This is a genomic window from Streptomyces sp. NPDC007088 (assembly GCF_042869355.1).
Taxonomy (GTDB): Bacteria; Actinomycetota; Actinomycetes; order Streptomycetales; family Streptomycetaceae; genus Streptomyces.
This window is the reverse complement of sequence record NZ_JBIAFO010000014.1, coordinates 26,184-49,039: the sequence shown is the minus strand read 5'-3', so window position 1 is coordinate 49,039 and position 22,856 is coordinate 26,184. Positions and strand designations below refer to the sequence as shown.

At 73.2% G+C, this 22,856-nt stretch carries 20 protein-coding genes; 12 read left to right on the top strand and 8 right to left on the bottom strand.

Annotated elements, in window-relative coordinates; all coding sequences use genetic code 11:
• Positions 1-122: 122 nt before the first annotated feature.
• A complete protein-coding gene (locus ACFYMP_RS22175) occupies positions 123-1,187 on the bottom strand; it encodes a biotin/lipoate A/B protein ligase family protein (RefSeq protein ID WP_388860540.1) in 1,065 nt (354 codons plus the stop codon).
• 435 nt (positions 1,188-1,622) lie between these two features.
• Here ACFYMP_RS22175 and ACFYMP_RS22170 point away from each other — a divergent pair, with 435 nt between their 5' ends.
• From ACFYMP_RS22170 to ACFYMP_RS22145, 6 genes are all read left to right on the top strand, one after another.
• Positions 1,623-3,128, top strand: a complete 1,506-nt coding sequence (locus tag ACFYMP_RS22170; RefSeq protein WP_388860284.1) for an ABC transporter substrate-binding protein — start codon at positions 1,623-1,625, stop codon at positions 3,126-3,128.
• On the top strand, positions 3,125-4,078 hold the full coding sequence (locus tag ACFYMP_RS22165; protein ID WP_388860281.1) for an ABC transporter permease: 954 nt from the start codon (positions 3,125-3,127) through the stop codon (positions 4,076-4,078). The genes ACFYMP_RS22170 and ACFYMP_RS22165 overlap by 4 nt, the downstream gene beginning before the upstream one ends.
• Complete coding sequence (locus ACFYMP_RS22160; protein WP_388860278.1) at positions 4,075-4,965, top strand: ABC transporter permease; 891 nt, start codon at positions 4,075-4,077, stop codon at positions 4,963-4,965. Before ACFYMP_RS22165 ends, ACFYMP_RS22160 begins: the two co-directional genes overlap by 4 nt.
• A complete protein-coding gene (locus ACFYMP_RS22155) occupies positions 4,962-6,005 on the top strand; it encodes an ABC transporter ATP-binding protein (protein ID WP_388860276.1) in 1,044 nt (347 codons plus the stop codon). The genes ACFYMP_RS22160 and ACFYMP_RS22155 overlap by 4 nt, the downstream gene beginning before the upstream one ends.
• 46 nt (positions 6,006-6,051) lie before the next feature.
• Positions 6,052-7,098, top strand: coding sequence for an ABC transporter ATP-binding protein (locus ACFYMP_RS22150; RefSeq protein ID WP_388860273.1), 1,047 nt, complete (start codon positions 6,052-6,054; stop codon positions 7,096-7,098).
• A 166-nt stretch (positions 7,099-7,264) separates the two neighbouring features.
• Positions 7,265-9,070 (top strand): gamma-glutamyltransferase family protein, encoded by a 1,806-nt coding sequence (locus ACFYMP_RS22145; protein WP_388860270.1) that lies wholly within the window; start codon positions 7,265-7,267, stop codon positions 9,068-9,070.
• A gap of 35 nt (positions 9,071-9,105) precedes the next feature.
• Here the strand turns inward: ACFYMP_RS22145 and ACFYMP_RS22140 are convergent, their stop codons facing one another.
• On the bottom strand, positions 9,106-9,840 hold the full coding sequence (locus tag ACFYMP_RS22140; RefSeq protein ID WP_388860266.1) for a TetR/AcrR family transcriptional regulator: 735 nt from the start codon (positions 9,838-9,840) through the stop codon (positions 9,106-9,108).
• Positions 9,841-9,968: 128 nt separating this feature from the next.
• On the opposite strand from ACFYMP_RS22140, the gene ACFYMP_RS22135 reads away from it, so the two are divergent.
• Together ACFYMP_RS22135 and ACFYMP_RS22130 are read left to right on the top strand one after the other, a co-directional pair.
• Positions 9,969-10,844 (top strand): NmrA family NAD(P)-binding protein, encoded by an 876-nt coding sequence (locus ACFYMP_RS22135; protein ID WP_388860263.1) that lies wholly within the window; start codon positions 9,969-9,971, stop codon positions 10,842-10,844.
• Positions 10,845-10,985: 141 nt separating this feature from the next.
• Entirely contained in the window at positions 10,986-11,897 is a 912-nt protein-coding gene (locus ACFYMP_RS22130) for an inositol monophosphatase family protein (protein WP_388860260.1), read from the top strand.
• Positions 11,898-12,186: 289 nt separating this feature from the next.
• Here ACFYMP_RS22130 and ACFYMP_RS22125 read toward each other — a convergent pair whose 3' ends face one another.
• Positions 12,187-12,609 (bottom strand): winged helix-turn-helix transcriptional regulator, encoded by a 423-nt coding sequence (locus ACFYMP_RS22125; protein WP_388860257.1) that lies wholly within the window; start codon positions 12,607-12,609, stop codon positions 12,187-12,189.
• An 87-nt stretch (positions 12,610-12,696) separates the two neighbouring features.
• Here ACFYMP_RS22125 and ACFYMP_RS22120 point away from each other — a divergent pair, with 87 nt between their 5' ends.
• From ACFYMP_RS22120 to ACFYMP_RS22110, 3 genes are all read left to right on the top strand, one after another.
• Complete coding sequence (locus ACFYMP_RS22120; RefSeq protein ID WP_388860254.1) at positions 12,697-13,512, top strand: NAD(P)H-binding protein; 816 nt, start codon at positions 12,697-12,699, stop codon at positions 13,510-13,512.
• 286 nt (positions 13,513-13,798) lie between these two features.
• Positions 13,799-14,371, top strand: coding sequence for a GNAT family N-acetyltransferase (locus ACFYMP_RS22115; protein ID WP_388860251.1), 573 nt, complete (start codon positions 13,799-13,801; stop codon positions 14,369-14,371).
• Positions 14,372-14,475: 104 nt separating this feature from the next.
• Positions 14,476-15,903, top strand: a complete 1,428-nt coding sequence (locus tag ACFYMP_RS22110; RefSeq protein ID WP_388860248.1) for a phytoene desaturase family protein — start codon at positions 14,476-14,478, stop codon at positions 15,901-15,903.
• Between the two features lie 43 nt (positions 15,904-15,946).
• Here the strand turns inward: ACFYMP_RS22110 and ACFYMP_RS22105 are convergent, their stop codons facing one another.
• The 5 genes from ACFYMP_RS22105 to ACFYMP_RS22085 all read right to left on the bottom strand — a co-directional run bounded on the left by ACFYMP_RS22105 (position 15,947) and on the right by ACFYMP_RS22085 (position 21,216).
• Positions 15,947-16,846 (bottom strand): LysR family transcriptional regulator, encoded by a 900-nt coding sequence (locus tag ACFYMP_RS22105; protein WP_388860245.1) that lies wholly within the window; start codon positions 16,844-16,846, stop codon positions 15,947-15,949.
• A gap of 104 nt (positions 16,847-16,950) precedes the next feature.
• On the bottom strand, positions 16,951-18,150 hold the full coding sequence (locus ACFYMP_RS22100; RefSeq protein ID WP_388860242.1) for a glycine C-acetyltransferase: 1,200 nt from the start codon (positions 18,148-18,150) through the stop codon (positions 16,951-16,953).
• 54 nt (positions 18,151-18,204) lie between these two features.
• Positions 18,205-19,233 (bottom strand): L-threonine 3-dehydrogenase, encoded by a 1,029-nt coding sequence (tdh, locus tag ACFYMP_RS22095; protein WP_388860239.1) that lies wholly within the window; start codon positions 19,231-19,233, stop codon positions 18,205-18,207.
• A 216-nt stretch (positions 19,234-19,449) separates the two neighbouring features.
• A complete protein-coding gene (locus ACFYMP_RS22090; protein WP_388860236.1) occupies positions 19,450-20,016 on the bottom strand; it encodes a GNAT family N-acetyltransferase in 567 nt (188 codons plus the stop codon).
• Positions 20,017-20,130: 114 nt separating this feature from the next.
• Positions 20,131-21,216: a LacI family DNA-binding transcriptional regulator gene (locus ACFYMP_RS22085; RefSeq protein ID WP_388860233.1), complete on the bottom strand. Its 1,086-nt coding sequence runs from the start codon at positions 21,214-21,216 to the stop codon at positions 20,131-20,133.
• 506 nt (positions 21,217-21,722) lie between these two features.
• Between ACFYMP_RS22085 and chvE the strand changes: the two genes are divergently transcribed.
• Positions 21,723-22,835 (top strand): multiple monosaccharide ABC transporter substrate-binding protein, encoded by a 1,113-nt coding sequence (gene chvE / locus ACFYMP_RS22080; RefSeq protein WP_388860230.1) that lies wholly within the window; start codon positions 21,723-21,725, stop codon positions 22,833-22,835.
• The last annotated feature ends 21 nt before the right edge of the window (positions 22,836-22,856 follow it).

Genomic DNA, 22,856 nt, shown 5'->3' with positions numbered 1-22,856 from the left:
TTCCTCCCCACCTCCCCGCCGGGCGGGGGGCCGCGGCCCCCCCCGGCCCGGGGGGGCCGGGGGGCCCCGGGGGGGGGTTGGGGGGGGGGGGGGCCCCGGGGCCCCCGGGGGCCCGACGCCGGTTACGGCACCCGGGCCGTCCACTCCTGCGAGTCGAACTTGGTGCGGGCGAGTTCCCGGGCCCTGGCCATCTCCTCCTCGGTGACCTCGCCCTTCGTCAGCCCGTAGCGGCTGCTGAAGGAGGCGATCATGTTCTCGATGACCTGCGCGCGCGGCAGCCCCGTCTGCCGGCGCAGCGGGTCGACGCGCTTCTTGGCGCTCGTGGTGCCCTTGTCGGACAGTTTCTCCCTGCCGATGCGCAGCACCTCGGTCATCTTGTCGGCGTCCATGTCGTACGCCATCGTCACGTGGTGCAGTACGGCAGGGCTGCCGCCCTGGGGCGCGGCGACCCGGCGCTGGGCGGCGCCGGCGATCTTCCCGGCCTCGGTCGCGATGTCGTTGAGCGGCTGGTACCACGCCCTGATGCCCATGTCGCCGAGCGCGGAGAGCACCCAGTCGTCGAGATAGGCGTAGCTGTCGGCGAAGGACAGGCCCTCGACGAGGGCGCTGGGCACCGCCAGCGAGTACGTGATGCTGTTGCCCGCCTCCATGAACATCGCGCCGCCCCCGGTCACCCGGCGCACCACGGTCACTCCGTGCTTCGCGGCCCCCTCGGGGTCCACCTCGTTGCGCAGGGACTGGAAGCTGCCGATGACGACGGCCGGGTCGGACCACTCCCACACGCGCAGCGTGGGCGGCCGGTGCCCGGCGGCCACCTCCTGCGTGATGACCTCGTCCAGCGCCAGGTGCAGGCCGACCGGCTGCGGACCTTCGTGGATGAGCTGCCAGTCGTAGTCGGTCCAGTCGGTCGCTCGCGCGAGGGCGCGGCGCACGGCGATCCCGATGCCCTCCGAGGTGAGCCCGTACATCACGGTGTCCTCGGGCAGCGCCGCGTCGACCAGCGCCGCGAGACCGGCCCCGTCGGTCGAGGCGGGCGCCCCCTCCAGGGCGGCGTTGATCACCTCGATGGCGTCGTCGGGTTCGAGGAAGAAGTCGCCCGCCACCCGGACGTCGCGCAGCCGCCCGGCCTCCGTGCCGAGGTCCACCACCACGAGTTTGCCGCCGGGGACCTTGTACTCACCGTGCACGGCCGTCGCCTCCATCGCTGCGCGCCCGGGGACGGGCGCTTCGGTCATTCCGGACAAGGTCAACGCTATCGCTCGCGCCGTGATTCCTCGTGCCCGGACCGTGGCCGAGCCGTTATCCGGGCCGAGGTGCCGTTTCCGGCGGGCCGGCCGGGGTGTAAGGGCGTTATGCGCGAATTTTATGTGCCGTATACACCTCAATGCCCGAGCCGGTTACGCGCAGTTCACCGAACGGCTCGTCCGGTATACGGACAACCCCCTTGCGGTGCGGACTGTATGCGAAATACGTTCTGCGGTATCCCTGATCAACCCCCTGGCGGGAGGTACTTCCTCGTGCGCCGAACAGCGGTTGCCTGCACGGCAGTTGCCCTGGTGTGCTCCACATTGGCCGGCTGCGGCTCGCTCCGGTCCTCGGCCACCGAGGTCGGGGGCGTCCGGATGACGGACGACCGGCCGGTACGGGACGGCGGCACGCTCACCGTGGCGCTCGCCTCCGACCCGGACAAGCTCGACCCCACCCTGTCCCAGACCCTCGTGGGCCGCACCGTCTTCGCCGGCATGTGCGAGAAGCTCTACGACACCGACGCGAAGGGCAGGATCGTCCCGCAGCTCGCGTCCGCGCCGCCGAGGATCTCGGCGGACGGCAAGGTCGTGACCGTCCCCGTACGCAAGGACGCCCGCTTCAGCGACGGCACCCGGCTCGACGCGCGCGCCGTCGTCACCTCCCTGCTGCGCCACCGCGACCTGGCGGGCTCCGCGCGCGCCACCGAACTCGGCCCCGTGCGCGAGGTCACCGCGACCGGACGCTGGACCGTACGGCTGCGCCTGCGCCAGGCGTACACCCCGCTCGCCTCCGTGCTCGCCGACCGCGCCGGGATGGTCCTGTCGCCCGCCGCGATCAAGAAGTACGGGAAGAACTTCACCAACCACCCCTCCTGCGTGGGCCCCTTCCGCTACGTCGAACGCGTCGGCGGCGACCGCATCGTCCTCGCCAAGGACCCCCGGTACTACGACGCCGACCGCGTGCACCTCGGCAAGGTGATCTACAAGCCCATACCCGACGGCAGCGTCCGGCTGGCCAACCTGCGCTCCGGGGACATCCAGGTCGGCGACCAGATGACCCCCGTCGACGTGCAGAGCGTGCTCACCGAACCCGAACTCCAGCTCTTCAACTCGCCCTCCCTCGGCTACCAGGCGATGGCGGTCAACATCGGCAACACCCAGGGCGTCGGCGAGAAGCCGGGACGCGTGCACACCCCGCTGGGCAGCGACCCGAGGGTCCGCGAGGCGCTCGACCTCTCCCTGGACCGGGACCTCCTCAACAAGGTCGTCTTCCAGGGCATGTACCAGCCCGCGTGCGGACCGATATCCCCGCAGTCCGCGACCGCCCCCGGCGTCGACCCCGGCCAGTGCCCCAAGCGCGACGTCGCGAAGGCGAAACGACTGCTCAAGGAGGCCGGCGTCAAGACCCCCGTCCCTCTCGAACTCAAGGTCTCCACCACCCCGGAGTCCAGCCGTGTCGGCCAGGTCGTCCAGGCCATGGCCAAGGAGGCCGGGTTCAGGGTCACCCTGCGCCCCACCGAGTACGCGACCCTCATCGAGCAGGGCGACGAGGGCGACTACCAGGCGTTCCTGACCGGCTGGTCCGGACGTCTCGACCCCGACGGCAACATCGCCAGCTTCCTCACGACGGCCGGCGCCATGAACGCGTACGGCATCGGCACCCCGTCCATGGACCGCCTCATCGCCCGCGGGCGCACCGAGCCCGACCCGGGGAAGCGGGCCGCGATCTACCGGGACATCGTGCGTGAGGCCACCGCCCAGCGCGGACTCGTCTACCTCTACCGGCAGGAGAACTACGTGGCCGCCCGCAAGGACGTCTCCGGCGTCCACGTCTACGGCGACGGGCTCGTACGGGTCAAGGACGCGGGGTACACCCGATGACCAAGTACCTGCTCCAGCGCCTGGGCCAGTCGCTGATCACGCTCTTCCTCGTCAGCGTCGTCGTCTTCGCCGGAATCCGCGCCCTGCCCGGCGACCCGGCCATCGCCCTGGCCGGCGAGGAACGCAGCCCCAAGGCCCTGGCCGCCGTCCGCGCGGCCTACGGACTCGACGACAACCTCGTGGTCCAGTACGGGCGTTTCCTCGGGCACGCGCTCACCGGAGACCTCGGCACCTCGGCGCGCACCGGGCTCCCGGTGTCCTCCGCGATCGGCGAGGCCCTCCCGGTGACCCTCGAACTCGCCGCGCTGTCCCTGCTGTTCGCGGTCGTCGTCGGCATCGGCGCCGGGGTCGTGGCCGCCGTACGGCGCGGCCGCGTCGAGGAGTGGCTCGCCAACGGCATCGCGCTGCTCGGCCTGTCGATCCCCACCTTCTGGCTCGGCATCGTCCTCGTCCTGGCCTTCGCGATCGCCCTGCCCGTCTTCGCCGCCTCCGGGTTCGTGCCCTTCGCCAGCGATCCGCTCGACAACCTGCGCCGCATGGTGCTGCCCGCGATCGTGCTCGGCTCGGGACTGGCCGCCGTCGTCATGCGGCAGACCCGGGCGGCGATGCTCGACTCGCTGTCCGCCGACTACGTCCGCACCGCCCGTGCCAAGGGACTGGCCAGGCGCCAGATCATCGGCGGCCACGCGCTGCGCAACTCCCTGGTCACCGTCGTCACCGTGCTCGGTCTCCAGCTCGGCCACCTCATCTCGGGCGCCGTCGTCACCGAGCAGATCTTCGTCCTGCCCGGCTTCGGGAAACTCACCATCGACTCCGTCTTCACGCGGGACTACGCGGTCCTGCAAGGCGTGGTGCTGTGCACCTCCGCCGCCTACATCCTCATCAACCTGCTGGTCGACCTCGTGTACTCGGTCATCGACCCGCGTATCCGGCTCGGAGGTGCCCGGTGACCGCAGCAGTGCCCACCGCGAGCGCGGCGGCCCCCGCCAGGCGCCCGCGCACCGGCTCCGGACGGCTGCGCGCCCTGCGCCGCAACCGGCTCGCCCTGACCGGCGGCGTCATCGCGCTCGTCTTCGTCCTCGTCGCCCTGTTCGCCCCGCTCCTGGCACCCTACGACCCGGCGCGGCCCGACTTCGGCAACGCGCTGTCCGCGCCCTCCTGGGCGCACTGGCTGGGCACCGACGACCTCGGGCGCGACCAGCTCTCCCGGGTCTTCTACGGGGCCCGCGCCTCGATGCAGGTCGGGGTCCTCGCCGTCGTCCTCGCCTTCGTCGTCGGGGTCCCGCTCGGACTGCTCTCCGGCTACTACGGGAAGCTCACCGACAGCGTGGTGTCCCGCGTCACCGACACCCTGCTGGCCTTCCCCTTCCTCGTGCTGGCCGTGGGCCTGGCCGCCGTGCTCGGCCCCTCGCTGACCAACGCGACCATCGCCGTGGGCATTTCGCAGATCCCCGCGGTCATCCGCATCACCCGCGCCGAGACGCTGCGCCTCAAGAGCGCCGACTACGTGCACGCCGCGATCGCCAACGGCGGCGGCGACGCCACCGTCCTGGGCCGGCACGTCCTGCCCAACGCGACCTCGGCGCTCATCGTCCAGGCCACCGTGGGCATCCCGACCGCCATCATCGGCGAGGCGCTGCTCAGCTTCCTCGGCCTCGGTGTCCAGCCGCCCGACCCCTCGCTCGGCGTGATGCTCTCCGGCGCCCAGTCCTTCCTCGCGCCCGCGCCCTGGATGGCGGTCTTCCCCGGCCTCGCCATCGTGGCCGCCACCCTCGCGTTCAACCTGCTCGGCGACGGGCTGCGCGACATCCTCGACCCCCGTGGAGCGACCCGATGAGCGAGCACAGCGCCCCCGGCGCCCCGACGAGCGGCCCGGACCGCGCGGGGGCCCCGGCCCCCGCCCTCAGCGTGCGCGACCTGTCCGTGTCCTTTCGCTCCGACACCCGCACCGTGCACGCCGTCGATCAGGTCTCCTACGAAGTCGCACCCGGCGAAGTCCTCGCGATCGTCGGGGAGTCGGGCTGCGGGAAGTCCGTCACCTCCATGGCCGTGATGGGGCTGCTGCCGCCCACCGCGACCGTCACCGGGTCCATCCGGCTGGCCGGGCGGGAACTCGTCGGCGCCCCGGAGAAGGAGCTGACCCGGCTGCGCGGCAAGGACATGGCGATGATCTTCCAGGAGCCCATGACCTCCCTCAATCCGGTCCTCACCGTCGGCCGGCAGATCGGCGAGGTGCTCCGCCGCCACCAGGGCCTGTCGAAGAAGGAGGCCCGCGAGCGGACCGTCGAACTCCTCGACCTCGTCGGCATCCCCGCGCCGCGCCGCCGCGTCGACGAGTACCCGCACCAGCTGTCGGGCGGTATGCGCCAGCGCGTCATGATCGCCATCGCCGTCGCCTGCGACCCGGCCGTCCTGATCGCCGACGAACCCACCACCGCCCTCGACGTCACCGTGCAGGCCGGCATCCTCGAGGTCCTGCGCTCCCTGCGCGAACGCCTGGGCACCGCCGTCGTGCTGATCACCCACGACCTCGGTGTCGTCGCCGACGCCGCCGACCGCGTCCTCGTGATGTACGCGGGCCGGGGTGTCGAGGAAGCACCCGTCCACGAGCTGTACGAGCGGCCGGGCCACCCCTACACCCACGGCCTGCTCGGTGCCGTCCTGCGCCCCGGCGGCGAGGGCAAACGCCGCCTCCCCGAGATCCCCGGCCTCGTGCCGAGCCTGGAGAGCCAGCCCGACGCCTGCACCTTCGCTCCGCGCTGCGCCCGCGCCACCGACACCTGCGCCTCCGGCCGCCCCCGCTTCGAGCAGCTGCGTACCGCGGGCGCCGGACACCTCGCCGCCTGCTGGCACCCGCACGCGGGGGCGGACGCATGACGAGCGACCGCACCCGCCCCACCGTCCCGACCCAGGAGGCCCGGCCGTGAGCACCACCTCGTCCAGCACCGCAGCCAAGGGGCCGGCCCCGGCCGCCACCGGAGCCGTACTCGAAGTGGACGGACTCAAGCGGCACTTCGCCGCCGACAAGGGGGTCGTACGCGCCGTCGACGGGGTGAGCCTGGCCATCGGCCGCGGCGAGGTCCTCGGCCTGGTCGGTGAGTCGGGCAGCGGAAAGTCCACCGTGGGCCGCTGCGTCGTCCGTCTCGACGAGCCCACCGAGGGCACCGTGCGCATCGGCGGGACGGACGTCACCCGCATGTCGCGGCGGGCGCTGCGGCCCCTGCGCGAGAAGTTCCACCTCGTCTTCCAGGACCCCTCCTCCTCGCTCGACCCCCGGATGACCGTCGGGCAGATCATCGCCGAACCCCTGCGGCTGCACGGGATCGCCAGGAAAGACGCGGCCCGCGAACGGGTCGCCGCGCTCCTCGCCCAGGTCGGACTGCGCCCCGAACACGCCGACCGCCACCCGCACGAACTCTCCGGCGGGCAGCGCCAGCGCGTCTCCATCGCCCGCGCGCTGTCCGTCGACCCCGAACTGCTCGTGGCGGACGAACCGACCTCGGCGCTCGACGTGTCCGTGCAGGCCTCCGTGCTGAACCTGCTCGCCGACCTCCAGCGCGAACGCGGCTTCGGCTGCCTGTTCATCACCCACGACCTGGCCGCCGTCGAGTTCCTCGCGGACCGCGTCGCCGTCATGTACCTGGGACAGATCGTGGAGGAGGCGCCCACCGCGGAACTCTTCGCCGATCCCAAACACCCCTACACGCAGGCCCTGTTGTCCGCCGCCCCGGTCCCCGACCCGGTCGACCAGCGCAGCCGCGAGCGCATCGTGCTCAGCGGCGACCTGCCCAGCCCGCTCGCGCCCCCGCCCGGCTGCCGCTTCCACACCCGCTGCCCCGTGGCCGTGGACCGCTGCCGTACGGAGATCCCGGAGGCGCGCACGCTGCCGGACGGCATACGCCGCGTCTCCTGCCACCTCGTGTCCGAGGAGGGCACGGCCCCCGTGGTGGTGGCGGGAGCCGCCCGGTGAGCGCGGGCGGGCCCCGCGCCACCTCCGGAACCGACCTCTCGTCCAGGACACGGTTGACAGCCTCCAGGGTGACCGGCAGGCCGGCGGGGAGAACCAGAACCCCGCCGGCCGCGCGGCCCGGCCCCTTCGCACCTTTCCCAACCGTCAACAGATAGGCTCAGCAGGTATGTTCACCACCCGCCCCACCCTTCAGGGCACCTTCGGGATGGTCTCCTCGACCCACTGGCTCGCCTCCCAGTCGGCCATGGCGGTGCTGGAGGACGGCGGGAACGCCTTCGACGCCGCCGTCGCCGCCGGCTTTGTGCTGCACGTCGTGGAGCCGCACCTCAACGGGCCCGGCGGGGAGGTGCCGATCATCCTCGCCCCGGCCGGCGGCGAGGTGCGTGTCCTCAGCGGCCAGGGGCCGGCGCCCGCCGGGGCGAGCGTCGCCCACTACCGCTCCCTCGGCCTCACGCTCGTGCCCGGCACCGGCCCGCTGGCCGCCGCCGTACCCGGTGCCTTCGACGCCTGGATGACCCTGCTGCGCGACCACGGCACCAAGACCCTCGCCGAGGTGCTGAGATACGCCGTCGGGTACGCCGAGGACGGCCACGCCCCCGTCGAACGCGTAGGAAAGACCGTCGAGACGGTGCGTGCCCTCTTCGAAAAGGAGTGGACCTCCTCCGCCGAGGTCTACCTCAAGGACGGGCGCTCCCCGCGGCCCGGCGAACTCTTCCGCAACCCCGCGCTCGCCGCGACCTGGCGCCGCCTGATCGCCGAGGCCGAGCAGGCCGGCGGCACCGACCGCATCGCGCAGATCGAGGCGGCCCGCACCGTCTGGCGCGAGGGCTTCATAGCCGAGGCGCTGGTCCGCCAGTCCGCCCGGCCCACCCTCGACACGAGCGGAGAGCACCACACGGGGACCCTCACCGCCGACGACCTCGCCGCCCACCGCGCCTCGTACGAGGAACCCGCGCGCCACGAGTGGAACGGGTGGACGGTGTGCAAGGCGGGTGGCTGGAGCCAGGGCCCCGCCTTCCTCCAGCAACTCGCCCTGCTGCCGCCCCAGCTCCCCGCGTACGGCTCGGCCCGCTACGTCCACCGGCTCGTCGAGGGCTGCAAACTCGCCATGGCCGACCGCGAGGCGTGGTACGGGGACGCGCGGGAGGTGCCGCTGGACGCGCTGCTGTCCGAGGAGTACAACAGCGAGCGGCGGTCCCTCATCGGGGAGAGCGCCTCGCGTGAACTGAGGCCGGGCCGTCCCGGGGGGCGTGAGCCGAAGCTGTCCGCGCACGCCCGCGCCGTCGCGGCGGGGGAGCGGGGGCTCCCCGGCCAGGACGGGCCGGTCGCCGGGGCCGGTGAGCCGACCGTCGCGAAGGACGGCACGACGCGCGGCGACACCTGCCACCTCGACATCGTCGACCGCTGGGGCAACATGATCGCCGCCACTCCGAGCGGCGGCTGGCTCCAGTCCAACCCGGTCGTGCCCGAGCTCGGCTTCCCGCTCGGCACCCGGCTCCAGATGGCCTGGCTCGAAGAGGGGCTGCCCAACACCCTCACGCCCGGCCGCCGCCCGCGCACCACCCTCAGCCCCTCGCTCGCGCTGCGCGAGGGCGTGCCGGTACTCGCCTTCGGCACCCCGGGCGGCGACCAGCAGGACCAGTGGCAGCTCCACTTCTTCCTCGCCGTCGCCCTGCGCGAACAGGTGCGCGGCGGGCTCGACCTCCAGGGCGCGATCGACGCGCCCAACTGGCACACCGACGCCTTCCCCGGCTCCTTCTACCCGCGCGCCATGACGCCCGGCAGCCTCACCGTCGAGGAGCGCATGGACGAGGAGACCGTCGCCGAACTGCGCCGCCTGGGCCACGAGGTGACCGTCGGCGAACCGTGGTCGGAGGGCCGGCTGTGCGCGGTGGCCCGCGATCCGCGCACCGGAGTGCTCTCGGCCGCCGCCAACCCGCGCGGCATGCAGGGGTACGCCGTGGGGCGCTGACCCGGCAAAGGACCCGCGGAACGGCGGGGCGCGGGCTACGGCAGGACCGGGCTCGCGCCCCGCTCCCGTTCCCGGGCGACACGGTCGAGCCACTCCGCCAGCAGTCCGCGTTCCGGAGCGCTGAGCGAGGAGACCTCCGGCAGGGCGGCGCGCAGGGCGATCGCCGCGCCCGCGGGGCCGGGGGCGGCAGCGGCCGGGGCGTCGGTCGTGATCGCCGCGATGACCGCCTCGCGCGCCATGACGGACAGCTCCGTGTCCCGCTGGTCCTGCGGCATCGAGATGAGCGAGAGCGTCGTACCGCAGCCCGCCGCGTGGACGAGTCGCGCCGCCCGCTCCTCGGGGACCCGCAGCCGGCCCGCCTCGGCCACGCGACGGATGTGCCCCGCGAGGTGTGCGGCGGCGGCGACCGCCGCGGCCGGCCGCTCCCCGGGGTGCGGCTCGCCGTACATGAGTGAGTACAGCGTCGGGTTGGCGAGCCCGAAGGCGACGTTCAGGTCCCAGCCGTCGCGCAGGTCCTCGACCGGGTCGCCGCTCGGCGCGATGTCCGCCTTGCTGTCGAGATGGGCCTGGAAACCGTGCGCGACGACCGCGTCGAGCAGTCCCCGCTTGTCCCCGAACAGCCGGTAGAGGGTGGGGGCCTGCACGCCCGCGGCGCTGCTCACCGCGCGGGTCGACACGGCCTCCCGGCCTCCCTCGCTCAGCAGCCGGACCGCGGCTTCGACGATACGGGCGCGGTTGCCGTCCGCGACGGTCGTGGCACGAGACTCCATGGTTCCGATGGTAACAAGATACTGTTACCGATTCTCCGGATCGTCCGTTAACGTGGAAGTGTTAGCGATGGAAACGGCGTGCGAAAGCGGCGCCGCGGAATCAGCCGGACCAAGGCCGGGAGGCCCTCATGATCGTCGTCACCACCCCCACCGGCCAGGTCGGCCATCAGGTGCTCGCCTCGCTCGTCGGTGCCGGGGAGGACGTCCGGGTCGTCGTCCGCGACCCCGCCCGCCTCGATCCCGCCCTGCGCGCACACGCCGACGTCGTCGAGGGCTCGCACGACGACCCGGACGTCCTGAAGCGCGCCCTCGCGGGGGCTGAGAGCCTGTTCTGGCTCGTGCCGCCGAACCCGCGCGCGGACGACATCCTGGAGCACTACCTGTCCTTCACCCGTCCGGCCTGCGCGGCGATCACCGGGCAGGGCGTGCGCCGCGTCGTGGCCGTCTCCAGCCTCGGCCGGGGCTACGGCAAGGACGCCGGGCAGCTCACCCCGGCCTTCCGGATGGACGAGCTGATCGAGAGCACCGAGGTGGCCTACCGGAGCCTCGCGATGCCCTTCTACATGGAGAACCTGCTCGGTATGGCCGGGGCGATCCGCGAGCAGGGCGTCTTCTCCCTGCCGAGCCGGGCCGACCGCGTCCTGCCGGTCGTCGCCACTCGCGACATCGCCGACCGCGCCGCGGGCCTGCTGCGTGACGACTCCTGGGGCGGCCAGGAGAGCGTCGTCGTCTCCAGCGCCGACGAACTCACCCCCGACGACCTGGCCGAGGTCATGTCGGAGGTCCTGGAGCGCCCGGTGCGCTACCGGCAGGCCGATGCCGGGACGTACCGGTCCGCGATGGAGCGGTTCGGCACGCCCGCCTGGGCGCAGGGCATGGTCGCCATGGGCGAGGCGCAGAACGACGGGGCCTACGACGCCGAGCTGAACGCCCCGTACACCCCCGCGCCCACGGGCTTTCGCGAGTGGTGCGAGACGGTGCTCAAGCCGGCCGTCACGGGCTGATCCGCCTCTGCGCTGCGCTGATCCGCCTCTGCTTTGAGAGGGGCGAGCGCGCGGGAGACGGAACCAGGAGTTCGGCCACCCGCCACCCGCCCTTCACCGGGGAGCGGGGGGCTGTCAGTGGCGCGTGCTCTCATGGAGGGCATGATCGACGACATGAACGAGAGCGCCGTGACCGCTGGGAACCCCGCGAGCGCCGCGAACGGAGCGAGCGCGCGGAGCGCCGCGGACCGCGTGGCGGCGTTCCTCAAGGACGGCGGCGTGGCGGCGGTGGAGGCGGCCGTCCGGGAGGCGGTGGCCTCGGCCGTCCTGCCGCGGTTCCGGCGGCTCGCGGCCGAGGAGATCAGCGAGAAGTCCGCGCCGCACGACCTCGTGACCGTCGCCGACCGCGAGGCCGAACAACTGCTCACCGAGGCCCTGCCCGCCCTGCTGCCCGGCTCGCGCGTCGTCGGCGAGGAGGCCGTGGCCGCGGACCCCGCGCGCTACGAGGCGCTGCGCGGCCCCGACCCGGTGTGGATCGTGGACCCGGTCGACGGCACCCGGCAGTTCGTGCGGGGCGACACCGGCTTCTGCACCCTGGTCGCGCTCGCGGTGCACGGGGAGGTCCTGGCCTCCTGGACGTACGCCCCGGTCCGCGAGGAGATGGCGATCGCCGTGCGGGGCGGCGGAGCGACGCTCAACGGGCAGCCGCTGACCGCGCCCGCCCCGGACCCGCTCGCCCCACTCGACGTGGCCACCTCCCACCCGGACTACACGACCGACGACCAGAAGCACGCCCTGGCCGGGCTGCGCACCGAAGGCGTCAGGCCCCGCCCCTGCGGTGCGGCCGGACTGGAGTACCTGGCCGTGGCGCGCGGGGAACTCGCCGCCGTCGCCTTCAGCTGGGAGCTGGCCTGGGACCACGCGGCGGGCCTGCTCCTGGTCACCGAGACCGGCGGCGAGCACCGCACCCGCGACGGGGAGCCCTTCCGCGTCACCGGCGGCAACGCGCTGCCCTTCACCGCCGCCCGCGACGCGGCGACCGCCGAGCGGATACGGACCCTGCTCGCCGGATGACCGGCCTGCGGGCCGGGCTCACGGAGCGTCGCGCGGGGAGTTCGGGACCGCCGCTGTCCGGCGACGCGTCGCCAGGGGCGGAGATGGGCCGCGTCCCGGCGGCGACGGGCGTCGACGCCCCGAGGAGCGCACCCGGAAGGGTGAGGCGCGGCCTCGACCGGGCCGTTCAGTTCGCGCGGAGCCCGGCGAGCGGGGCGCTCCCCATACGCTCAGGACGAACACAACTCACGGAACTCCAAACTCGCTTGTGCGGATGTGGCGGTCCGGTAGGCGTTACCGGCTCACCGGCTCACCGGATCTCGTGGTCGGGGTGGTCGACGTCGTAGCTCCGGCGGGCGTGAGCGATGGCGTCCCGGTGCTCCAGTGACCAGTCGGCGAGCGCCCTGACGAGATGGGTGAGGCTCGCGCCCGTATCGGTGAGCCGGTAGTCGACCTGAGCGGGCACCGTCGGATAGACGGTCCGCAGCACCAGGCCGTCCCGCTCCAGCCGGCGCACCGTGAGAGTCAGCATCCGCTGTGAGATCCCGTCGATGGCGCGCTGGAGCTGCCGGAAGCGCCGCGGCCCGTTGGCCAGCTCGACGATGACGAGGACGGACCATTTGTCCCCCACCCGGTCGAGAACATCACGGATACCGCAGTCCGGGTGCTCCGGCTGCCCGCACGGCTCCAGCTCGGCGGTCCCGGCGGTTACCTCGGTGTGCGTCACTGACACGAAACTGCCTCCTTGTGGCCCGGTCGTGGCCGGTTCAGGATCTCACCGTAGTTACGGAAGAGAACCACGACAGGAGACAGAACCGCGATGATCATGGTTACCGGCGCCAACGGACAGCTGGCCTCCCTCACGCTTCAGGCGTTGGCCGAGCGCGAGACACCCGCCGTCGGTGGCAGCCGAACGCCTGCCGACGGGCAGCGCCCCCTCGACTTCGACCACCCCGCGAGCCTGGACCTCACCGGCGTCTCGACCTTGGTCCTCGTCTCGGCGGGGTACGCCGAGGACGATCGGGTGCTCGCTCGTCACCGGGCGGTTGTCGACGCCGCGCTCCGCGACGGTGTCGCTCACGTGGTGTACACCAGCCTGACCGCCTCCGGGGACCACCTCGGGTTCGCGCTCGCGCACAGGGGTACCGAGCGGATGATCCGGGCGAGCGGTCTCGGGTGGACGATTCTGCGTAACGGGCTGTACGCCGAGCTGTTCGGCGCCCTGCTGGCCTGGACGCCGGACGGCCTGGAGTCGGCGTTCGGCCAGGGCGCCCTCTCGGCGGTGGCGCGGGCGGACCTGGCCGCTGCCGCGGCCGTCGTCGCCGGCGACCCGGCTTCGCACGCCGGCCGGACCTACGAGCTGGTCGGCGAACCGGTCACCGCCTCGGACATCGCCGAGCGTCTCACCGTCACGCACCGGACGATCGGGCTCGGGGCGTACCGCGCCCGGCTGCTCGCCGACGACACCCTGCTGCCGTTCCAGCCGCCGATGCTCGCCTCGATCGCCACGAGCGTGCGCCACGGGCTCCTCGGCGACACCGGCCCCGACCTCGCGCGGCTGCTCGGCCGGCCGCTCACCGATCCGCTCACCGTCGCCGCGGACGCCGCTGCCGCGACGCGTCCGGGTGGGCGCTGACGCGGAAGACGCGGCGCGCGACGCGCCCCTGTCCGTCGAGGGGGCCGACGCCTGGCCGAGCGCTGCCGCGTCCGGCCGCACGCGCCGGTCGTCGCGGAGACGGGCGGGTCTCGCGCGGGCGCCTCGAAGGGCGGCAACCACCGTGCCGGCGCGGAGAGTTCCCCTTTCCCCGACCGGCCGCCGACGCCGTTCCGCCGGCCGGCCACGGCGAGCGCGGACGCCGTGGGGAAGGGAAATCCGGACGCCGCGCGCTCCGTCCCGGCCTCGAACACCTAGAGTGCCGCCCATGACTGAAGCAGACGCGTCCCGGGTCCGTCTCGAACCCTGGACGGAGGACGACTTCTGGCTGCTGCGAGCGGCCAACACCCCTGCCATGACCGCGCACCTGGGCGGGCCCGAGAGCGAGGAGAAGCTCCTCAGCCGGCACGCGCGCTACCTCGACCGCTCACAGCCCGGCGGGGTCTTCCGCGTGGTCCGCGCCGACACAGGGGAGACCGCGGGCTCCATCGCCTTCTGGGAGCACACCACCGGGCCCGGGGGCACCGACTCCGTGGACCCCCTCCCCGGGCCCGCCGCCGACGGGGCGGCGGGGCACGTCGTGTGGGAGACCGGCTGGGCGATCCTGCCCGGCCACCAGGGCAGGGGCCTCGCTTCCGAGGCCGCCCGTGCGGTGGCCCGCCACGCCGCCGAGGACGGCCGCCACAGCGAACTGCACGCCTACCCCCGCAGCGATCACCCCGCCTCCAACGCGGTGTGCCGCAAAGCCGGGTTCACCCTCCTGGGCACCGTGTCCACGGAGTACCCCAAGGGCCACTGGGAGGATGCCGAGGACTGGTGCCTGCGGCTGGACACGCTCTGAGCCACCCGGGGGTGCCCCCCGCCCTGCCGCGTCCCCCGGCAGGGCGGCCCGCGGCCGGGCATATCCTGGCGGTCGGAGCCGTCGGCTGACGAAGGAGACCCGAGGTGCCGTCGTTGCTGGACGTGGTCGTCGTCGGAGCCGGACCCAACGGGCTGACCGCCGCGGTCGAACTGGCCCGGCGCGGACGGTCGGTGGCTGTCTTCGAGGCCAAAAGTACGGTCGGCGGCGGCGCCCGCACCGAGGAACTGACCCTCCCCGGCTTCCGCCACGACCCGTGTTCCGCCGCCCACCCGCTCGGCATCAGCTCCCCGGCCTTCCGGGCCCTGCCCCTGGAGCGCTACGGCCTGCGCTGGCTGCACCACGAACTGCCCATGGCCCACCCCTTCCTGGACGGCAGCGCGGCCGTGCTGGCCCGCTCGGTGGGGGAGACGGCCGCCTCCTTCGGCGCGCGCGACGCCGGCGCCTACCGACGTCTGGTGGCCCCGTTCCTCGGTCGCTGGGACAGCCTCCTGCGCGACTTCACGGCGCTGCCCGGCACCGCGCTGCCCCGGGACCCGCTGACGCTCGCGCGCTTCGGTCTCGCCGGGCTGCCGCCCTCCACCGTGCTGCTGCGCCGCTTCCGGGACGAGCGGGCCCGCGCCCTGTTCGCCGGACTCGTCGCCCATGTCATCGCCCCGCTCGGCGGGATCGCCACCGGCGCGGTCGGGCTCGTCTTCGCGCTCGCCGCGCACACCTACGGCTGGCCGGTCGCCCAGGGCGGTTCCCAGGCCGTGCCCGACGCCCTCACCGCGTACCTTGAGGACCTCGGCGGCTCGGTGCACACCGACTACGAGGTCAAGCGCCTCGACGACCTGCCGCCGGCCCGCGCCTACCTCTTCGACACCTCCCCGCACGCCGCCGCCCGCATCGCCGGTCTCGGCCGGGCCTTCGACGGGTACCGGTACGGGGCGGGCGTCTTCAAGGTCGACTACGCGCTCGACGGGCCGGTGCCGTGGACGGCGGAGGAGGCCCGCCGCGCGGGCACCGTGCAGATCGGCGCGGACAGCGCGGAGATCTCCCGGGCCCTGAAGGCGGTGTCCCGCGAGCGCCGCGCCCCCTCGCCGCCCTTCCTCATCACCGTCCAGCCCAGCCTCGCCGACCCCTCGCGGGCGCCCGAGGGCAAGCACGTGTTCTGGGCGTACGGCCACGTCCCGAACGGCTGGGACGGGGATCTCACGGACGCGATCGAACGCCAACTGGAGCGGTTCGCACCCGGGTTCAGGGACCGTGTGCTGGCGCGCGCCACGGCGGGCCCGGCCCTGCTGGCCCAGCGCAACGCGAACTACGTCGGCGGCGACATCGCGTGCGGAGCGGCGAGCGGGCTCCAGCTCCTGCTGCGGCCCCGCGTCTCCGCCCGCCCGTACGCGACCGCCCACCCGGCCGTGTTCCTGTGCTCCTCGGCGACCCCGCCGGGCCCCGGGGTGCACGGCATGTCGGGCCACAACGCGGCACGCGCGGTGTGGAAGGCCCTGCGCGCTTCCGAGGCCCGCTGAGGGGAGCGGCCGTTGAGGAAGTGCCGCTCCCGGGCGCGCCCGCCTACCCCGCCACCTTCCCCAGCGCGTCCAGCACCGGGCGGATCAACGGGTGTTCCTCCGCCCCGCACCGTACGGCGGCGAACACGCGGCGGGTCGGGGCGATGCCGTCCACCGGGCGGACCACGACGTCCGTGAGGTCCATGCCGCGCAGCGCGGAACGCGGTACGAGCGCCACGCCCACCCCCGCCGAGGCCAGCGCGACCACGGCCCGGAAGTCGTCCGACAGGTGCTCCAGCGTCGGCTGGAAGCCGGCGTGCTCGCAGGCCAGCACCACCACGTCGTGGCAGGGGTTGCCCGGGAAGGGCCCGATCCAGGTGTCCCCCGAGAGGTCGGACAGCGGGACGCGGGGCGCGGCGGCCAGCGGATGGGCGAGCGGCAGCACCGCGTCGAAGGGCTCGGCGTACAGCGGGACCCGGGTCAGCCGGGGATCGTCCGCTCCGGGCGCGCCCCGGTACTCCACGGCCACCGCGATGTCCGTCTGCCGGTCCAGGACCATCGGCAGGCTCGCGTCCCCCTCCGCGTCCCGCACCCGTACCCGTATGCCCGCGGCGGTGTCGGCGAGGACGGCGAGGGCGGGGGCGACGACGAGGCCGATACCGGTCGCGAACGAGGTGACGGTCACCGTGCCCGAGGCCCCCGAGCTGTACGCCGCCAGCTCCGCCTCCGCCCGCTCCAGCTGGGCCAGCACCACGTGCGTGTGGGAGAGCAGGATCTCCCCGGCGGGGGTGAGCCGCACCCCGCGCGCCGAGCGTTCCACGAGCCGGTGGCCGGTCTCCTGCTCCAGGGCGCTGAGCTGCTGGGAGACGGCCGAGGGGGTCAGGTAGAGGGCGGCGGCGGCCGACGTCACCGTGCCGTGGTCCGCGACCGCACGCAGGATGTGCAGCCGACGCGCTTCAATCATGGACCGATTGTCCCAAACCGGTCGGTGGTCCCGGCCGGAGGCCGCCCGCGGGAGCCGTGACAGCTGCGGGGCGGCCCCGGCCGGTCCGTGCGGGTGCCTCGGGCTCAGCCCTCGGCGCCCAGCGCCTCGCGGGCCGAGACGAAGGCGTCCACGGCCCGGTCCACGTCCTTCGTCGTGTGCGCGGCGGACAGCTGGACCCGGATGCGGGCCTGGCCCTGCGGAACCACCGGGTACGAGAACGCCGTGACGTAGACGCCGCGCTCCAGCAGCAGCTCCGCCACCCGCCCCGCGACGCTCGCGTCACCGAACATGACGGGCACGATCGCGTGCTCCCCGGGCAGCAGGTCGAAGCCCGCCGCGGTCATCCGCGAACGGAAGCGCTCCGTGTTCGCGATGAGCGCCTCGCGCTGGCCGGAGGCCGACTCCAGGAGGTCGAGCACCTTCAGGGAGGCGCCCGCGATGACCGGCGCGAGGCTGTTGGAGAACAGGTACGGGCGCGAGCGCTGACGCAGCAGCGCGACGATCTCCGCGCGGGCCGCGACGTAGCCGCCCGAGGCCCCGCCGAGCGCCTTGCCGAGGGTCCCGGTGAGGATGTCGACGCGGTCCGTCACGCCGTGCAGTTCCGGGGTGCCGCGCCCGCCGGCGCCGACGAAGCCGACCGCGTGCGAGTCGTCGACCATGACCATCGCGTCGTAGCGCTCGGCGAGGTCGCAGATCTCCGGCAGCGGGGCGAGGTAGCCGTCCATCGAGAACACGCCGTCGGTCACGATCAGCTTCCGGCGCGCGCCGGAGGCGTCCTGGAGCTGCTTCTCCAGGTCGGCCATGTCGCGGTTGGCGTACCGCAGGCGCCGGGCCTTCGACAGGCGGATGCCGTCGATGATCGAGGCGTGGTTGAGCGCGTCGGAGATGACCGCGTCCTCGGCGCCCAGCAGCGTCTCGAAGACCCCGCCGTTCGCGTCGAAGCACGAGGAGTAGAGGATCGTGTCCTCCTGCCCGAGGAAGGCCGACAGCCGCGCCTCCAGTTCCTTGTGCACCTCCTGGGTCCCGCAGATGAACCGCACCGAGGCCATGCCGTAACCCCAGCGGTCCAGGGCCTCGTGCCCGGCGGCGATCACCTCGGGGTGGTCGGCGAGGCCCAGGTAGTTGTTGGCGCAGAAGTTGAGCACCTCACCGGGGCGGCCGCCGCCGGTGACGTCGACGGTCGCCGACTGCGGGGTGCCGATGACCCGCTCGGGCTTGTGCAGACCGGCCGCGGTGATCTCGTCGAGCGTGGCCCGCAGGCTGTCGCGCACGGAGTCGAACATGGAGGTGTCTCCCGGGGTGAAGAGGTGGAAGGAGGGGGCGGGAAGCGGGACGGCTCAGACGGTCCAGTCGAGGATGACCTTGCCGCCCCGGCCGCTCGCCGCGTCCGCGAAGGCGGCCTCGAAGTCGGCGGCCGGGTAGCGGCCGGTGATCACGGGGGACAGGTCGAGCCCACCCTCCAGCAGCACCGACATCGCGTACCAAGTCTCGAACATCTCGCGGCCGTAGATGCCCTTGATCGTGATCATCGAGGTGACGATCCGCGCCCAGTCGACGGCGAAATCCCCGGACGGCAGACCGAGCATGGCGATCTTCCCGCCGTGCGTCATGTTGGCGATCATGTCGCGGGTGGCGGCCGGGTTCCCGGACATCTCCAGGCCCACGTCGAAGCCCTCGCGCAGGCCCAGCTCGCGCTGGCCCTCGGCGATCGAGGACCGCGACACATCGAGCGCGAGGTCCACGCCGACCTTGCGGGCCAGCGCGAGCCGCTCCTCGCTCACGTCGGTGACCACGACGTTGCGGGCCCCGGCGTGCTTGGCGACGGCCGCCGCCATGAGGCCGATCGGTCCCGCGCCCGTGATCAGGACGTCCTCGCCGACCAGCGGGAAGGACAGCGCGGTGTGCACGGCGTTGCCGAAGGGGTCGAAGATCGCGGCCACGTCCAGGTCGACGGGGGAGCGGTGCACCCACACGTTCGAGGCGGGCAGCACGACGTACTCGGCGAAGCAGCCGTCCCGGCCGACGCCCAGGCCCACGGTCGCCCGGCACAGGTGGCGGCGGCCGGCCAGACAGTTGCGGCAGGTGCCGCACACGAGGTGCCCCTCGCCGCTCACCAGATCGCCGACGGAGACCCCGGAGACGTTCCGGCCCGTCGAGACCACCTCCCCGGCGAACTCGTGGCCCACCACGAGCGGGGCGCGGACGGCCTGCTGGGCCCAGCCGTCCCAGTTGCGGATGTGCAGGTCGGTGCCGCAGATCCCGGTCCTGGACACCTTGATCAGCACGTCGTCGGGGCCGGCCTGCGGCCGGGGCACCTCCACGAGCGAGAGACCCGGCTCCGCCTTCTCCTTGACCAGCGCCTTCACGGGGCGGCTCCTGTTCTGTGCGCCGGGTGCGACGGGGCCGTCGTACCCCGGCAGGGGTGGGGGTGCGGCGGGACCCCGCGCCCGGCCGGGCACGCACCGCCTCTGCGGGCATCCTGCCCACCCACGGGCGCCGGGTCCATCGAGGTTTTCTTAACCGCCCGCGCAGCTTTCCTTCAGACCCCGCGCTGCCGGGCCCCGCCCGCACCCCCGGGCGGGTCAGCGCGGCGGACCCTCGTGCAGGACGCGCTGGAAGAGCCGGTGGTCGCGCCAGGCCCCGTCGATGTGCAGGAACCGCGGGGCGTCGCCGATGACGGAGAACCCGCACTTGGCGAGGACGCGCTGCGATCCGAGGTTGTCGAGCAGCGTCCCGGCCTCCACCCGGTGCAGACCGAGCCCCTCCTTCGCGTACGCGCACGCGAACCGTGCCGCGGCCGAGGCCAGCCCCCGGCCCCCGTACCCCTGGTCGATCCAGTAGCCGAGGTTCGCACTACAGAGCGGGCCGCGCACGATGTGCGACAGCGTCACCGTCCCGACGACCCGTTCCCCGTCCACGAGCACCCAGCCGAACAGCGCGCCCGCCCGCTGCGCGGAGAGCTGGTCGCTCAGCCGCCGGGCCTGGCCGTCGAGGGTGTAGAACTCCTCGTCCCGGTGGGGCTCGAAGGGGCGCAGATAGGCGCGGTTGCGTACGTACGCGTCCAGAAGGGCGCTCGTGTCACCGGGGGCGAGCGGACGTATCCGGATGCCGTCGGCGAGGACGGCCTCTGTGTGGGGCTTGGTCGGCATGGCAGGAGATTACGCTGGTCAGCGCGGCCACCGTCGGGCACGTCGGGTCCGGGGCCGGCAGCGCGGGACGCCCGCGGCAGGTGCGGACCGGCGGCAGCCGCGCAGCCGCCGGGATCAGCCCCCGGCCGGGCGGGTGCTGGCCCTGACGATCAGTCGTGGGGCGACCGTCAGATGTGCCACCTCCTTCGCCCGCCCCTCGATGTGCTCGACGAGCAGGGCGATGCTCCTGCGCCCGATCGCGGTGAAGTCCTGGCGCACCGTGGTGAGCGGCGGCGGGAAGAACCCGGCCTCCGGGATGTCGTCGAAACCGGCGACCGCGACGTCCTCCGGGGTGCGCACCCCCGCCTCGCGGAAGGCCCGCAACACCCCGAGCGCCATCTGGTCGTTCGCGACGAACACCGCCCGCACGGGCACGGCGGCGGGCCCGCCCCGGGGCGCGGGGCCACCGCCGCGAGGTGTCCCCCCGGGCCGTTCCACCAGCCGGGCGAGTGCCTGGCCGGCGCGGTAGCCGGACTGCGGACTCCAGTCGCCGTACAAGGGGTCCATCACCGGGGCGCCCGCCTCCTGGAGGGCCGCGCGCCAGCCCGCGGTCCTCGCCTCGCTCTCCAGCCAGTCCCGCGGGCCCGCGACGTGCCAGACCGTGGGATGGCCGCAGCCCAGCAGGTGAGCGGTCACCAGCCGGGCCCCGCCCGCCTGGTCCACGGACACGCCCGGTAGCGGCAGCCGGTGCCCGCCCTCCACGGTCACCACGGGGAAGGGGGTGCGCAGACCGGCCAGCGCCCGTACGGTCTCGCGCTGCGGGGTGATGGCCACGGCCCCGTCCACCCCCCAGGCGGCGAGGTGCTCGACGGCCTCGGCGAGTGCGGCGCCGTCGGTGGTGCGCAGGGTCACCACCGCCACGAGATAGCCCTGGTCGCGGGCCGCCTCCTGCACCCCGGCGAGCGTCGAGGCGGGTCCGTGCAGGGTGGTGTTGACGGCGATCACCCCGATGGTCCTGGTGCGCCGGGTCACCAGCGCGCGGGCCGCCGGGTTGCGGCGGTAGCCGAGCCGCGCGACGGCCGCGTGCACCTGCTCCCGGGTCGCCTCGCGCACATGGGGATGGCCGCTCAGGACCCGCGAGACGGTCTGGTGGGACACCCCGGCCACCCGGGCCACGTCCGCCATCGTCGGCGGTCGCGAAGACTCCGCGGAGCGTGACACAGCCCCTCCTCCCGATCGGCCTTCAGCACGTTACCCGGGGGTTCACCACCCGGGCGCCCCCGCGCGGCGGGCCCTTCCGGGCACGTACGCGCCGCCCCGGCCGCCGGTGCGGCGGGCGGCCACCGTACCCCGGCATTACGGACACCGGTCCCGCCGGGCGGGCGTCACCTGCCTCCGCGCTCGTGCGGGCACCTCAATTTCCATCACGGCTGGACCCAAAAACCCTCAATCGGCGGTAAGTTGCCGCATGACTTCCATCAAAGTCGCTCACAGGCAAGCGCGTTCGCTCGCGGAGTGACAGAAATCCACGCTTCCTCACCCGAATCGGCGCCCCGAAGGACACGGTCCGGAAACATTCCGGCCCGGTGGAGGAGAAAGCTCGCGCAGACCCTTGCCCCAGCCGATTGTTAGCGCAAACATGCGTCTGCGCACCCAGTCGCCGCAGGGGCGGCGCCCCCTTCGCATGCACCTCCCCGACCTCTCGACGACGAGAACGACAAGGACTGATGACGATGCGTCAACGCCACACCCTGCCCGCGCTGCTCTGTGCCGCCGCCCTGAGCCTGAGCCTGGCCGCCTGCGGTCAGGACAGTGAGGGCGGCAGCAAGGAGGACAAGAAGGCGAACGACGCGACCGTCGGGATCGCGATGCCGACGAAGTCGTCGGAACGCTGGATAGCCGACGGCAGGAACATGGTCTCCTCGCTCAAGAAGGCCGGCTACAAGACGACCCTCCAGTACGGCGAGGACGATCCGGACCAGCAGGTCTCGCAGATCGAGAACATGATCACGCAGGGTGTGGACGCGCTCGTGATCGCCGCCATCGACGGACGGGCCCTGGGCAACGTGCTCCAGCAGGCCGCCGACGCCGACATCCCGGTGATCTCCTACGACCGGCTCATCCTCGGCAGCCCCAACGTCGACTACTACGCCTCCTTCGACAACGAGAAGGTCGGCCGGCTCCAGGGCGACTACATCCTGGACAAGCTGGGCCTGGCCGACGGCTCGAAGAAGGGCCCCTTCTCCATCGAGCTGTTCGCCGGCTCCAACGACGACAACAACACCCGCTACTTCTTCGACGGCGCGATGGAGGTCCTCCAGCCGTACATCGACAAGAAGCAGCTCGTGGTGCGCTCGAAGCAGACCAGGCTCAACCAGATCACCACCCTGCGCTGGGACGGCGGCACCGCCCAGAAGCGCATGGACGACCTGCTCACCTCCAGCTACGCGCACAGCAAGGTCGACGCGGTGCTCTCGCCGTACGACGGCATCTCCATCGGCATCCTCTCCGCCCTCAAGTCCGACGACTACGGCAGCAAGAGCAAGCCGCTGCCCGTGGTCACCGGGCAGGACGCCGAACTCGCCTCGGTCAAGTCGATCATCGCGGGCCAGCAGACGATGACCGTCTACAAGGACACCCGCGCGCTCGCCAAGGTCGCCGCCGACATGGCCGACGCCGTACTCAACGGCAAGAAGCCGGAGGTCAACGACACGAAGACCTACGACAACGGCAAGAAGGTCGTGCCCGCCTTCCTGCTCAAGCCGGTGGGCGTCGACAAGACCAACTACACCAAGGAACTGGTCGACTCCGGCTACTACAAGCAGAGCCAGCTCGACTGACGGCCCCTCCCGGCCGGTCAC

Bases quoted from the DNA above. Each gene is read 5' to 3' on its own strand.
- ACFYMP_RS22170 (WP_388860284.1), top strand. From the start codon at position 1,623: ATGACGGACGACCGGCCGGTACGGGACGGCGGCACGCTCACCGTGGCG.
- ACFYMP_RS22165 (WP_388860281.1), top strand. From the start codon at position 3,125: ATGACCAAGTACCTGCTCCAGCGCCTGGGCCAGTCGCTGATCACGCTC.
- ACFYMP_RS22155 (WP_388860276.1), top strand. From the start codon at position 4,962: ATGAGCGAGCACAGCGCCCCCGGCGCCCCGACGAGCGGCCCGGACCGC.
- ACFYMP_RS22145 (WP_388860270.1), top strand. From the start codon at position 7,265: ATGTTCACCACCCGCCCCACCCTTCAGGGCACCTTCGGGATGGTCTCC.
- ACFYMP_RS22140 (WP_388860266.1), bottom strand. From the start codon at position 9,840: ATGGAGTCTCGTGCCACGACCGTCGCGGACGGCAACCGCGCCCGTATC.
- ACFYMP_RS22135 (WP_388860263.1), top strand. From the start codon at position 9,969: ATGATCGTCGTCACCACCCCCACCGGCCAGGTCGGCCATCAGGTGCTC.
- ACFYMP_RS22130 (WP_388860260.1), top strand. From the start codon at position 10,986: ATGATCGACGACATGAACGAGAGCGCCGTGACCGCTGGGAACCCCGCG.
- ACFYMP_RS22120 (WP_388860254.1), top strand. From the start codon at position 12,697: ATGATCATGGTTACCGGCGCCAACGGACAGCTGGCCTCCCTCACGCTT.
- ACFYMP_RS22115 (WP_388860251.1), top strand. From the start codon at position 13,799: ATGACTGAAGCAGACGCGTCCCGGGTCCGTCTCGAACCCTGGACGGAG.
- ACFYMP_RS22105 (WP_388860245.1), bottom strand. From the start codon at position 16,846: ATGATTGAAGCGCGTCGGCTGCACATCCTGCGTGCGGTCGCGGACCAC.
- ACFYMP_RS22100 (WP_388860242.1), bottom strand. From the start codon at position 18,150: ATGTTCGACTCCGTGCGCGACAGCCTGCGGGCCACGCTCGACGAGATC.
- ACFYMP_RS22090 (WP_388860236.1), bottom strand. From the start codon at position 20,016: ATGCCGACCAAGCCCCACACAGAGGCCGTCCTCGCCGACGGCATCCGG.
- chvE (WP_388860230.1), top strand. From the start codon at position 21,723: ATGACGATGCGTCAACGCCACACCCTGCCCGCGCTGCTCTGTGCCGCC.